Origin of the sequence: Amycolatopsis sp. BJA-103, from assembly GCF_002849735.1 — a bacterium.
Taxonomy (GTDB): domain Bacteria; phylum Actinomycetota; class Actinomycetes; order Mycobacteriales; family Pseudonocardiaceae; genus Amycolatopsis.
The window spans coordinates 2,036,946-2,049,947 of record NZ_CP017780.1; the positions used below are offsets into that span (position 1 = coordinate 2,036,946).

Annotated in this window: 11 protein-coding genes; 10 read left to right on the forward strand and 1 reads right to left on the reverse strand. The window is 70.5% G+C overall.

Going from position 1 to position 13,002, the window contains the following annotated elements:
* The first annotated feature begins 1 nt into the window (after position 1).
* Genes BKN51_RS08965 through BKN51_RS09000 form a run of 7 tightly spaced genes read left to right on the forward strand, consistent with a single transcriptional unit; the run spans position 2 to position 7,664 of the window.
* On the forward strand, positions 2-496 hold the full coding sequence (locus BKN51_RS08965) for a phage tail protein (protein WP_101607206.1): 495 nt from the start codon (positions 2-4) through the stop codon (positions 494-496).
* Positions 493-1,608, forward strand: a complete 1,116-nt coding sequence (locus BKN51_RS08970) for a phage tail protein (RefSeq protein ID WP_101607207.1) — start codon at positions 493-495, stop codon at positions 1,606-1,608. Before BKN51_RS08965 ends, BKN51_RS08970 begins: the two co-directional genes overlap by 4 nt.
* Positions 1,605-3,425 (forward strand): VgrG-related protein, encoded by a 1,821-nt coding sequence (locus tag BKN51_RS08975; RefSeq protein ID WP_101607208.1) that lies wholly within the window; start codon positions 1,605-1,607, stop codon positions 3,423-3,425. Before BKN51_RS08970 ends, BKN51_RS08975 begins: the two co-directional genes overlap by 4 nt.
* 8 nt (positions 3,426-3,433) lie before the next feature.
* Positions 3,434-3,826, forward strand: coding sequence for a GPW/gp25 family protein (locus BKN51_RS08980; protein WP_101607209.1), 393 nt, complete (start codon positions 3,434-3,436; stop codon positions 3,824-3,826).
* Positions 3,826-5,769 carry a putative baseplate assembly protein gene (locus tag BKN51_RS08985; protein WP_101607210.1) on the forward strand — a complete coding sequence of 648 codons (1,944 nt, stop codon included), beginning with the start codon at positions 3,826-3,828 and terminating at the stop codon, positions 5,767-5,769. Before BKN51_RS08980 ends, BKN51_RS08985 begins: the two co-directional genes overlap by 1 nt.
* Positions 5,769-7,115, forward strand: a complete 1,347-nt coding sequence (locus BKN51_RS08995; RefSeq protein ID WP_146044416.1) for an NADase-type glycan-binding domain-containing protein — start codon at positions 5,769-5,771, stop codon at positions 7,113-7,115. The genes BKN51_RS08985 and BKN51_RS08995 overlap by 1 nt, the downstream gene beginning before the upstream one ends.
* An 18-nt stretch (positions 7,116-7,133) precedes the next feature.
* Entirely contained in the window at positions 7,134-7,664 is a 531-nt protein-coding gene (locus BKN51_RS09000) for a phage tail protein (RefSeq protein WP_101607213.1), read from the forward strand.
* On the opposite strand, the gene BKN51_RS09005 is transcribed toward BKN51_RS09000, so the two are convergent.
* Positions 7,648-9,912 carry a choice-of-anchor D domain-containing protein gene (locus BKN51_RS09005; RefSeq protein WP_158255816.1) on the reverse strand — a complete coding sequence of 755 codons (2,265 nt, stop codon included), beginning with the start codon at positions 9,910-9,912 and terminating at the stop codon, positions 7,648-7,650. The genes BKN51_RS09000 and BKN51_RS09005 overlap by 17 nt on opposite strands.
* A 162-nt stretch (positions 9,913-10,074) precedes the next feature.
* On the opposite strand from BKN51_RS09005, the gene BKN51_RS09010 reads away from it, so the two are divergent.
* From BKN51_RS09010 to BKN51_RS42985, 3 genes are all read left to right on the forward strand, one after another.
* On the forward strand, positions 10,075-11,370 hold the full coding sequence (locus BKN51_RS09010) for a COG1470 family protein (protein ID WP_158255815.1): 1,296 nt from the start codon (positions 10,075-10,077) through the stop codon (positions 11,368-11,370).
* 136 nt (positions 11,371-11,506) lie between these two features.
* Positions 11,507-12,133, forward strand: coding sequence for a helix-turn-helix transcriptional regulator (locus tag BKN51_RS09015; protein WP_101607216.1), 627 nt, complete (start codon positions 11,507-11,509; stop codon positions 12,131-12,133).
* A 400-nt stretch (positions 12,134-12,533) separates the two neighbouring features.
* Positions 12,534-12,827 carry a hypothetical protein gene (locus BKN51_RS42985; RefSeq protein WP_146044415.1) on the forward strand — a complete coding sequence of 98 codons (294 nt, stop codon included), beginning with the start codon at positions 12,534-12,536 and terminating at the stop codon, positions 12,825-12,827.
* The last annotated feature ends 175 nt before the right edge of the window (positions 12,828-13,002 follow it).

Genomic DNA, 13,002 nt, shown 5'->3' on the forward strand with positions numbered 1-13,002 from the left:
CATGCCATCGATAGCCAAACCGGGTCTTTCGACACCGGGAAAAGCGCTGGAGATGCTGACCGGGCAGGTCAGCATGAGCCACCACTTCGTGATCCAGATCGACCACGGGCAGTACGACTTCGGCCGGTGGGCCAAGGCGTCCGGGCTGAGTGTCAGCTGGGCGAAACACGGTTACCGGCCGGGGAACACCAACGTCGAACGGTTCCAGCCAGGCGTGCCCTCCTACGGCACCATCAGCCTTTCGCGCGCCGCGTGCACCGACTCGTCCACCGTCCAGAAGTGGCTGGCCACCATCGTCCGGAGACGGCAGTTGCTCAGCGGCGCGGTCTACCTGGTCGATTTCCTCGGACTGCCGATGATCACCTGGAAACTCAAGGAGTTCTATCCGATCGGCTGGAAGATCGGCGAGTTCGACTCGGGCGGCGCCCGGCCGGTGATCGAGACGCTCGAACTCGCCCACGGCGGCTTCCTCGACGACGAGGTGCGCAAGCCATGATCCACGGGAAGATCAACTCGGCGGCCGCCGCGGCGGGCTTGAGCCCGGCCAGATCGGGGGCGAAAACGCGGGCCGACCGCTACGGCATGACCATGTGGTTCAACGTGATCGTGCCGGACCTCGACGGCTCGGCGCGGACCGGTTCGCTGGGCCTGTGGTCGGGCTGTTCGGGGCTCGACGTGCAGTTCGCCCCGGAGGGCCCGCTCGACGAGGCGGGCAGCTACGACTCGCCCCGGTACCTGCCCGGCAAGATCACCTACGGCAAGGTGACCCTGGAGCGCGCCATGACGACGGCGGGATCGCTGAAGGTCCGGCGGTGGCTGCAACAACAGGTGGCCGACTGGCTGGACGGCGGAGGCGGCCCCCGGCGGGATCGGCCGGCGATCACCGTCCAGCTGTTCAGCGGGCTGAGCCCGGAGGATCACGTCGTCCACACGTGGAAACTGCGGGACGCGATGCCCGTCTCCTGGTCCGTGCCCACGTTGTCCAGCTCCGGCGGCGGCATCGCGATCGAGAAGCTTTCGTTCGTGCACAACGGGTTCCTGGACACCGCCGCGGTCGCCGGTGGCCGCCCGACCGGGGAACGGGCACGGCTGCGGATCACGGAGGCGCAGGCCCCGGCCACCGGCGTGACGTTCCACTGCAGCCCGGCGAAGTTCAGCCTCAACCAATCACGGCAGGTGAAACTCAAAGAGGGCAAGACCTACCGCGACGGCGCGAAGGTCGTCGACGACGACGCGCTCAGCCTCAAGCTCAACGACCTCCTCCTGGAAGGAACCGACGACGTCCAGGACGGGATCACCAAACTCAAGAAATGGCTCGAACCCCTTCCCGACGGGAAACCCGTCAGCTCCGTGCCGCCGCCTATCAGCAAGGACGCCAAACCGCTCAGCTGTGGGCAGTGCGGCCAAAAACCCCCGTCGACCCGTCCGGAGGCCCGGTACGCGAACCTCACGCTCTCACTCGGTGCCGACGTCGCCTACCTGCCCAGCGCCGTCGTCCTCAAGAGCATCGACGTGAACTTCACCCGGTTCACCGCCGACGGCAAGCCCAGCCGGGCCGTCATCGGCCTGGTACTGCAGGAAAAACCCGGTACGAAGGGACGGCCGTGAGTACGCCGTGGCAGGACGACCCGGTGGCCTCGTCGATCCACATCGGACCGGCGAAGCGCCCGCTTCCGCCCGCCGTCGCGAAGTCCGTCCTGCGTGTCACCGTGGACACGCATCTGCACCTGCCGGACATGTTCGAGATCGTCGTCACCGATCGTGACGCGAGCGCGCAGGCGTTGCGGGCGCTGGCGATCGGCACGGAGGTGGCGATCGGCGGCGCGGCGCCCGGGCATCCGAACGATCCGCGTCTCCTGATGAGCGGCGAGGTGACGTCGATCGAAGCCGAGTACCACTCGACGGCGTCGATCGTCTTCCGCGGCTACGCCGAGGATCATCGACTGCAGCGGACGAAGCGGACCCGGACCTTCCTCGACATGACGGACTCGGACATCGCGCGGAAGATCGCCACCGAGGCCGGGCTGATGATCGGCGTGATCGAGCCGACGACGGTCACCCACCAGCACACCGGCCAGGTGAACCAGACCGATTGGGACTTCCTCGTCCGCCGGGCCGCGGCCATCGGCTACCAGGTCGGCGTCACCTGCGGCCGCTTCGAATTCCGCGCGGCCGCGGGCCCGAGCGAACCGGTGGTCCTGGCGCTGGGCGCGAACCTGCTGTCGTTCTCCGCCAGGGTCACCGCCGGGAACCTCGCCCCGTTCACGGAGGTCCGGATCTGGGATCCGCTCGCGGCGAGAGTGGTCAGCGAGCAGCGGTCGCCGTCCACCTCCACCGCCCGGCTGCCGGACGACGTCCCCGTTGTCGCCAGGCGCTTTTCGGGTATGGCTCCCGCTGCTCCAGCGGCGCCGGGAGGTATTCACGGACCGGCGCCGTCCGAGCAGGCGACCGTCGTCTCGGAACTGCCCTTGGGCTGGGGTGCGGCGATCAGCGCGGCCGCGAGGCAGGCGGCGGACGGTCTGTCCGAGCGGATGTCGGACACATTCGCCGAAGCCTCCGGCGAGGCTGTCGGCGATCCCTGGCTCGGCGCGGGGCGGATGGTCGAGGTCCGCGGGGTCGCCGCGACCTTCGCGGGGACCTGGCTGCTCACCCGGACGCGACACCGGTTCGAGTTCGGGTCCTACCGGACGTCGTTCGAGGTCAGCGGCCGTCAGGACCGTTCGCTGCTCGGCCTCGCCAACGGGGTCGCGGACACCGGCGAGCGGGTGCCCGGCGTGGTCTGCGGGATCGTCAGCAACATCAACGACCCGCTCCGGAAGGGCCGGGTCAAGGTGACCCTGCCGTGGCTCTCACCGCAGTACGAATCCGACTGGGCCTGCCCGGTGCAGGCGGGCGCGGGGCAGGCGAGTGGGACCGTCTTCCTGCCGGAGGTCGGCGACGAAGTGCTCGTGGGCTTCGAGTTCGGTGACATCCGGCGTCCGTACGTGCTCGGCGGGATCGTCAACGACCACAGCCAGGCCACTCTCGGCGGCGAACCCGTCCGGGTCGAGGGAGCGACGGCTTCGGTGGTGCGCCGGGGGATCGTCGCACCGTCGGGCTCCCGGCTGCTGTTCCACGACGAGGCTCCCGCGGTGTCACTGATCGAACTCGGCACCGGGGCCGCCGATCTCACGCTGCAGGTCGACCAGCAGGCGGGCACCGTCCTGCTGCGCTGCGATCCCCAGCCCGCCGCCGGCGGTGGCCCCGCCGTCGGCAAGCTGACCATCGAATGCGGCCCGGCGGGAACGATCGACCTGGTGGCCGGGCAGGGCGGAACGATCACCGTGGACGGTGGCGCGCAACTGAATCTCACCGCACAGGCCGCGATCAGCATCGAGAGCGCCGGTGTCGTCGAGATCAAGGGCAATCCGATCAAGCTGAATTGAGGTGTCCGATGAGCGACCACGGGATCGCCTTCCCGATCGGCTTCACGCCGTGGGGGACTTTCGCGGTGGCCGGGCGGGCACGCAAGGTCGAACAGGCGATGGTGCTCGTCCTGCTGACTTATCCGGGCGAGCGCGCGCACCGGCCCGATTTCGGCTGCAGGCTGCGGGATTTCGTCTTCGAGCCGGTGACCCCGGACACCGCGGCCCGGCTCGCCGCCGAGGTGCGCCGCGCGCTGGAGGTGTGGGAGGAGCGGGCCGAGGTCCTCGCGATCGACGTCACCCCGGACGAGGCCGCGCACGGCCTGCTGCACATCGCGATCGGCTACCGGCTCACCGGGTCCTCCGAGCGGCGCGAACTGGTGGTCCCGTTCTCCGTGCTGCCGGAAGACAAGGTGTCCTGATGCCACTGCCCACCCCCGATCTGGACGACCGGCGGTTCGCCGACCTGGTCGAAGACGCGATCCGCCTGGTGCGCCAGTCCTGTCCGGAATGGACGGACCGGACCGCCTCCGACCCGGGGATGACGCTGATCGAGGCGTTCGCCGCGATGACCGATCAACTGCTGGGCAGGCTGAACCGGGTCCCGGACCGGCTGCACGTGAAGTTCCTCGACCTGATCGGGCTCCGGCTGGTCCCGCCGACCCCGGCCGGGGCACCGCTGACGTTCTGGCTGTCCAGCCCCGCCAGGACGACGATGACCGTGCCGCGCGGGACGGAGGCGGGAACCGACCGCACCGAAACGGCCGAGCCGATCGTGTTCACCACCACCGAAGAGCTGACCATGCCGCCCTGCGCCGTCGAACTGCTCCGGACCAGGGACCCGGACGAGGAAGAAAGCGTCCAGCGCGCCAGCGGCGCCGGGTTTCCCGCGTTTTCCCAGCCGCCCAAGGTCGGCGACGAACTGCTGATCGGGCTCGACCACGCGGTACCCGGCTGCGCCGTGCGCCTCGACTTCGCCTGCCGGACCGAAGGACTCGGTGTCGCCCCCGCCGACCCGCCGCTCGCGTGGGAGGCGTGGACCGGCGAAGGCTGGGCCGCCTGCGAACTGGACAGCGACACGACCGGCGGGCTGAACCAGGACGGCGCCGTCGTCCTGCACCTGCCCCCGGAGCACTGCTCCGGGACGGTGGACGGCGCTCTCGCGGCTTGGCTGCGGGCCAGGGTCGTTCCGGTGGAGCACGGCGGGCCCTACTACACCGCGCCGCCGGTCATCGGACGGCTCGGCGCCGGCACGGTCGGCGGCACGGTGGAATCCCTGCACGCGGAACTGGTCTTCGGCGAGGTGCTCGGCACCGCGGCCGGCGTGGCGGGCCAGGTGTTCGAGGTCAGGTCGCGGCCGCTGCTGGGCGGGGTGGGCGCACCGGTCGTCGAGATCGGGTCGGACGACGGGTGGCAGGAGTGGACCGAGGTACCCGACTTCGCCGACAGCGGGCCCGGCGACCGGCACTTCCGCCTCGACGCCGTGCTCGGCGAGGTCTCTTTCGGCCCGGTCGTACGGCTGCCCGACGGCGGCCTCCGATGGCACGGCGCGATCCCGGCCGAGGGGGCGGTGGTCCGGCTGAGCGGCTACGCGACCGGCGGCGGCTCGGCGGGAAACGTGGCACGGGCGGCGATCCGCGTACTCAAGTCTTCGGTGCCGTTCGTGTCCGCCGTCGAAAACCGCAAGGCGGCCCAGGGCGGTACCGAGGGGGAGACCCTCGCCGAAGCCCGCGACCGCGCCCCGCTGCTGTTGCGGAGCCGGGCGCGCGCCGTCACCGCGGAAGACTACGAAGTTCTGGCCAGGCAAGAGGTTCCGGAGGCGGCGCGGGTCCGCTGCGTGACCGCCGGGGGTGAGGACGTGCCGGGCGGGACGGTCAAGGTGCTGGTGATCCCGGCCGCCGCCCAGGAGACCGGCCGGATCGTCTTCGCCGACCTGCTCCCGCCGCCCGCCATGCTCGACAGGCTCGCCGCACGGCTCGACCACGTACGCGTCATCGGCACGACGGTGCTGGTCGAGCCGCCGCGCTACCGGGGCGTGACCGTGGTCGCCAGGCTCACCACGCTGACGCGCGCCGACCGGCGGCGGATCTCCGCGGACGCGCTCGACGGGCTGTACCGGTTCCTGAACCCGTTGCCGGGCGGCGGCCCGGACGGGCTCGGCTGGCCGTTCGGGCGCTCGGTGCGGATCGGCGACATCTACGGCGTGCTGCAGGCCGTCCGCGGGGTGGAGTTCGTCGAGGAGGTGCGCCTGTTCACCGCCGACCCGGTGACCGGCAAACGCGGCACGGAGCAGCCGAACATCACGGTGGAGCCGAACAGCCTGATCTATTCGTTCGACCACCAGGTCCGGGTGGAGGAACGCTGATGCTGATCTGCGGGAAATGCGGCCATCCGAACGCGGATCCGGACACCTTCTGCGGCGCTTGCGGGAAGTTCCTCGAATGGGACGGCAAGCGGGTCAAGGTCGAGGTCGCGCCCGCGCTCATCGAGCAGGCGGAGGAGGAGACCGCGACCAAACGCGGTCTGCTCGTCCGGATCCGGCGCGCGGCACACGAACTCGTCGGCGGGACACCGCTTCCGGACTCGAAGCCCGCGAAGAAACCCGAACCGGCCGAAGCTCCGCCAGCCGCGCCTCCCGGCCTCCCACCGGGACCGCCACCGGGAATGCCGCCCGGCATGCCTCCCGGGCTCCCGCCGGGGATGCCACCGGGCATGCCACCGGGTTTGCCTCCAGGACTTCCGCCGGGGATGCCGCCCGGGATGCCCGGCGATCCGGCCGGTCTCGTCGATTTCGCGGATCTCCCGGACGATCCGGCGGATCTGCCCGGTCCGGAACGTCATCTGGCGGCACCGGTGGTCGAAACCGAACCCCCCGAACAGAAACCCCAGCCCGACCGCCCGCGAGCGGTGACGGTCAGCCGCGTTCCGCCGAGGACCAAGCCACGGCCGGGCGACCTCATCTGCGGTGAGTGCGGCGAGGGAAACCCTGCGCACCGCAAGTTCTGCCGCCGGTGCGGGGACTCGCTCGCCACCGCCGAGGTCGCGAAACGGCCGTGGTGGCGGCGGTTGCTGCCCCGGCGCCGGGTGCGGAAGGCGGGCAGCCGTCCGTCGAGACCGGGCGACGGCCGGGGACGGCGGGCCCTTTCGCTCGCCGCGCGGCGGATCCGCGCCGCGATCGGGGTCGTGATCCTCGTCGGTGGTCTGGTGGTGGGGCTCTACCCGCCGTTGCGCACCGCCGCGCTGCACCAGGTGGACCGGCTCAGGCAATGGGTGCTCGACACCGCGGAAACGGCACTGGGCCCGGTTCGCCCGTCCACTGTGGACGGTCCAGGTGGGTCGCCGGACCATCCGCCCAAAGCCGCTTTCGACACGTTCAAGAACACCTACTGGGCGACGACCTGGGACGCCCGGAAACGACCCTCGCTGGTGATCAAGCTGAACGGCCCTGTCGCGTTGCGCAAGGTCATCGTGACCAGTGGCGCGAGCGACGCCTTCGCCGCGCACGGCCGTCCCGCGTCCCTCGAGTTCTCGTACTCGAACGAGAAGTCCGACATCGTCTCGGTGCGCGACAGCCCGCAGCCCCAGGAACTCGCCCTCACCAACGCCGTCGGGGTGACCGGGCTGAAGATCACCGTGTCGGCGGTGCACGCGGCGCAGGACGCCAAGGACGTGGCGGTCGCCGAGGTCGAGCTGTTCGGTATCGGTGGCTGACGGCAAGGGAGGAAGGTCATGCGAGGTACCCCGTCCGGGCTCGGGACCCCGAGCCCGCTGGGCGAGATCCTGCCCGCGGTGTTCCAGGACGACGTGACGGTGATGATGCTGACCGCCGCGCTCGACCGGGTGCTGGCGCCGGTGTTCGCGGTGCTCGACTGCCTGCCCGGCTACCTCGATCCGGCGCTGGCGCCGGAGGACTTCCTGGACTGGCTGGCGGGCTGGGTCGGCGCCGAACTGGCACCGTCCTGGCCGCTGGGCAGGCGCCGCGCCGTCGTCGCCGCGGCCGCCGGCCTGCACCGGGCTCGAGGGACGGTCGCCGGGCTGCGCGCGGATCTGGAGACGGCGACCGGTGGCCGGGTCGAGATCACCGACAGCGGCGGGGTGGAGTGGTCACTGACCCCGACGACGCCCGAGCCGGACCGGGCGCCCGAGCTGACGGTCGTCGTCGAGGGCGGTTCCCTGGACCTGGCGGCGGTCGAAGCGCTTGTCGCGGCCGCGAAGCCCGCGCACGTCCACCATCACGTCACGGTCACCGCCGCGAAGTGAAGTTCGGCGGCTGGTAGGTGCCCGGCTGGACCAGCAGGGGAGCTTCCGCGGACAGCGGCAGACCCGGAACGGCCGCCACCACCCGCCGGTCGCCGATGTCCGTGTACGCCGGCACGAGCACCGGCGCGCCGAACGCCCCGTCCGCGCCGGTGCGCACGGTGGTGGTGAACCCGCCGAAGGCCACGGTGACGTCGTGCGCGGCGGGGAATCCGGAACCGGCCAATTGGACGACGCGCCGGGGTCTCGCCACGGCAGGCGACAAGCTGACCGCGGGCGCGATCCCTGCGTCTTGAAGCGGCACGAGAAGCGAGAGTTCGGGCGGTGCGGCCTGGATGAGCAGCGCCCCGATCCGCTGTCCCGCGCCGCGCGGTGAGGCCGTGACCTCGATGGTGCACGTGGCGCCGGGCGCGAGCACCGCCGGTGCGCAGGTCGTCGCCGTGATGGCGAAGTCCTCGGCGGAGAACCGGGGACCGGCGGCGATCGAAACCCGCTCGACGGTGATCGGGACACCGCCGGTGATCCCGACGCGCACGAGCCGCGACCCGGCGGGGGACAACGCGAGGACCGGCTCGCCGAAGACGACGGACGGCGGATCCACGGTGAGCCCGCCCCGCGGCGGTCCGGCGCCTCCGGTCAGGGCGATCGCGACCGGCGCACCGCCCGCCGTGACGACCAGCGCGGCGTCTTTCCGGCCGGGCGCCACAGGCCGGAAGGAGATCGTGACGAGGCAGGTTCCGGTCGTATGCAGAACCGCGCCCGCACAGGTCTCCGCCGTCGAGACCACGAAGTCCCCGGCCGATGGCCCGGCCAGGGCCACGCTGTCCACCTTCAGCGGCCCGAAACCGTTGTGGCGTACGGTGATCGTCCGCTCCGCCGACTCGCCCACGGTGACCGTCCCGTAGTCGGTGGCGTCTCCGGAGACGGTCGGACGAAAGGCACGCGCGAACACGGAACCCGCGCAGCAGCCCGGCACGAGGTCGTCGGCGGCGGAGGCGAAGACGGTCACCGAGCCGTCGCTCGACAACGCGGGTCCCGTGCTCGGCCCGTTCGCGGGGCAGGTGCCGCAGGGGCCCGCGGACGGCGAGGCCAGCTCGGCGTCCAGACGGGGGAGACCCGCCTGTTCTCTCGCCGTGTCCACGGTCAGGTCTCGCACTAGGACCGCCGTCGACGTCAGGAAGGTGAGGTATCTGCCGTCGCCGGAAAGGGCGGGTTCGGCGCTGTCCGTGGCGGCGCCGCTCGCGTCGCGGCTGGCGACGAAGACGCGCGACGGCGAGTTCCGGTCGGCCACGACCACCTGGCCGGTCCCGTCCGGTTCCCGGTGCTCGAACGCGATCAGCCTCCCGTTCCCGGACACCGAGGGACGCCGGGCGCGCCCGGAGAACGCGCCGGAGTCGACGCGGCCGGTCTTCGCGCCGCCGACGTCGTGGACCCACACCGAAGTGGCCCGGTCCTCGCAGTCCTCGCACGAAGCCCGGCCGAAAACGACCTGAGTGCCGTCGGCGGACACCCTGGGGCGATCTTCGGTCCCGACCGTGGCCTCGGGCGCCAGTCGCCGGTAGGTCGTCGGATCGGGTGGTGCGAGTGCACCCGAGGAGTCCTTGGCGAGCCGCGCGACGACCACCCTGGTGCCTTCGGAATCCGTTTCTTTCCAAGCGATCGTGGCCCCGTCGCCGGAGAGGGACGGCCGGTCGTTCCGGGTTTCGTTGGGCACACCCAGCGAGACGAAGCCGTAGTCCATGCCGCCGTCGGCGCGTGGTTCGTCGTAGCTCCCGTCGCCGTCCGGATCACGGTCCGCCACGACGATGTGCCGCCCGTAACCCACGTAGCCGTCCGCGATGTTCGTCGCTTCGGTCGCGAACGCCACATACCGTCCGTCGGCGGAAATCGACGCGCTCCCGCTCGATCCGTTCGCGGGCGCTTCCCAAGGCGCGGCCACAGCGGAGAGCGTGAAAGCTTCGATCGGATAGCCGCGGCTGATCAGCATGGTACGCCCCGGTGCCGACCGATCGCGAACGTACACAGTGGACAGTCCGCTCGGCGCGGCGAGCGGGTCCAGCGGTGCCGTCGACGAGAAGGCCACGTAGCGGGCGTTCCCCGAGATGTCCGGGTCGAGCCCCGTTCCGGCCGTTCCGTCTTGCGCGACGGAGACGACTTCCGTACCGCCGGGGGAGGTGTCACCCCAGGCGGTCACCTCCCCGGTGAGCACCGTGACCGCGACCGCGAGCGTGGCGAACCGTCGTATTCCCATCGGCGTCCCCTTCTCGGAACCGGGTCCGACGTTAAGGCCATCCGTGCCTGCCGAGAGGGCAGTCCATGCCACCGCGGGGAGCGCACTTCTTGCCCGATGAGGCCGCCGTGCGTGCCCTCGCACCACTGGGGTCGCGGGTCCGGCCGCGGGAACACTGGACGGATGGCATCCACTGTGTCCTTCACCGGCGACGCGCCCACGGTCGTACCCGGCGAAACGATGACGTGTGCGGTGAGCATCGCCAACACCGGCGACCTGGTCGACCGGTTCACCTTCACCGTGGTGGGCGAAACGGCCGCGTGGACCTCGGTCGAACCCGAGTCGGTCAACCTGATGCCGGGAACGTCCGCCGTCGTCACGGTGACATTCGAGCCGCCGCGCTCGCCCGAGGCGATGGCCGGGGAGCATCATTTCGGGCTTCGGTCGGAGTCCCGGGAGGATCCCGAAAGCTCGATCGTCGAGGAAGCCGTCCTCACGGTCGAACCGTTCACGGAGATCGTCACCGAGCTGATCCCGGCCAAACGGCAGGCCAGGCGCAAGGCCAAGTACCGGCTGGCGATCGACAACCTCGGCAACACCATCACGGTGGTCGAAATCCTCCCGGAGGACCCGGACGGCGACCTGCTGCTCCACGCCGACCCGGCCCTCGTGCGCACCGAGCCCGGCACTGCCACTTTCGTGACGATCAAGGCGGCGCCACGCAAGCGATTCCTCCGCGGGCAGACCCGGATCCTGCCGTTCCAGGTGATCGCCACCCCCGTCGACGAGGAGCCGCACACCGAGGACGCCGTCCTGCAGCAGGAGCAGCTCATCCCGAAGTGGCTGCTGCCCGCGCTGCTGGCGCTCGTCGCGCTCGTGGGCGCGGCCATCGCGTTCTGGTTCGCCGTCCTGAAACCGGCGGTGGTCTCGGTCGCCACCGAACAGGCGCAGAAACAGGTCGAACGCGCCGAAAGCGCGGCGAGCCGAGCGGACGACTCGGCGAAGGCCGCCGGCGCGGCGGCGTCGACGGCGCAGGCGGTGAGCGGCGGCACCAGCGCGGGCCAGTCAGGAGCGAAGCCACCGACGAGCCCTTCGCAACCTTCGGGTGAGGCCCGTCCCGGTACCGCCGAAGCGGGCAAGAACCCGGTCAGCTTCCGGGTGCAGACGGATTCCGTCCCGGTCACCGACGGGTCGTTCAAGGAATTCACTTACCGTGTACCGGACGGGAAAACACTCGACATCGGTGACCTGGTGCTGCAGAACCCTAGGGGTGACACCGGGATCCTGCGGATCGCGCTCGGTGCCGACGTCGTCCTCGAAACCGGTCTCGCCAACTTCCGCGACCTGGACTATCACTACCTCGACCCGCTGCACGCCGTCCCCGGGACGTCGGTGATCGTGTCCGTGAACTGTGCGACGCCGGGACCGGGCGCCGCGCGGTGCACGCCGTCGGTGTCGTTCTCCGGCAAGCTCAGCTGATCGCTTCAGCGGGTCCGTGTGGATCGTGTCGGTTCCCAGGGGTCTCGTGAGGGCACTAGGGATCTTCCCTAGTGCCCTCGGGTGCGTGGGTGCGGCATCGTTCGTGGTGCCGTCACCGTGCGAACCGGAGGTGCCCATGGGAAGTCGAGTGCCGGTCTACGCGTTCGCCGCCGACCCGATCTCGCGGGCCGGGCTGGAAAGCCAGCTCCGTTTCCAGCCGAGCCTGGTCCTGATGCCGGAGGAGCGCCGCGCGGACGCGGTGGTGGCCGTGGTGGCGGCGGAAACCGTGGACGACGCGACGATGCGCACCCTGGGCGATCTGAAACGGCACGGTTTCGAGCGGCTCGTCCTGCTGGTCACCGCGGTGAACGACAACGACCTGCTCACCATCATCGAAGCCGGCGTCTGCGCCCTGATCCGCCGGAACGAGGTCACCGCGGCGAAACTGGCCGCCCTGATCGAGAAGGCCGCGTCCGGTGAGGCGGCGATCCCGCCGGACATGCTCGCCAAACTGCTCAAGCAGGTCTCCCATATGCAGACCGAAGTGCTCACCCCGCGCGGCCTGCGACTCGCCGGGCTGACCGAACGCGAAGCCGCGATCCTGTCCTTGGTGGCCGACGGCCTCGACACCGGCGAGATCGCGTCCGAACTCTGCTATTCGGTCCGGACCGTCAAGAACGCGCTCCACGACGTGACCATGCGTTTCCAGCTGCGCAACAGGTCTCACGCCGTCGCCTACGCGTTGAGAGAAGGACTCATCTGACTCGCCCTTCATCGAGACGGCACGGGCAAAGCCCAGCACTCTCTGATCTCTGCATAGCCGTTGGCGACCGCGGTGCCCCGGCTGGGATAGTCCGCTTGTGCCGAACCTCGACTTCTACGCCGTTGGCGACGATTGGGCCGCGGTCCTTGAGACCGTCTTCGATCTCGGCTTGTTCCGTGTCTTCGAGTCGGACTCGGAGCCGGGCCGTGAGCTGAGTGAGTTCCACGCCGCCGCGGAGGTCCCTGGCGGCCGGGCGGGACGAAGTCTGGCGTTGTTCGCCATCGGGTCGGGGCCGGGGCCCCTCGCGAAAAGGATCGAGTTCCTTCCAGGAGTGCATCCTGACGCCACTTTTCGGTACTGCTGCGAGGGTTGGGGGCTCATTCAGCTTCACCATGGCTGGGTGTCCGGGACGCAGCAGCTGCGATGGAGTCATACGAACCACAACTCGGAGAAGCGGGCTGCGGCCTGGTCCACGACCTTGCAGCGACTCGGTGACCCCGCCGAGTGGAACTGGGCGACGGTCACCAGCGCCTCCGGCAGGCTCAACCGCGCTATTCGCCGGATGACCGTGACCAAGATCGGCTCGCACCCGGTCCTGCCGAACGCGGCGCGTTTCATCGACCACAACGGCTTGCGCTACGAGTACGGCACGGGCATCCACGCGACTCCGGCCGCCGGCATGAGACGGCCGTGACGGGCCACGTCCGCTCATGCCGATGTGCGAGCTTTCCGGCACGAGGCAACGACGGAACGCGACGGTGAGATCGACGGCGTCGAATTGATCGGCGGAACGCGCGCCGCAGGGGGCGACGTACATCTCTTGCGAGCACTGGCACCGTACGTCGACGCCGGCGGAGAACTCATCTGGC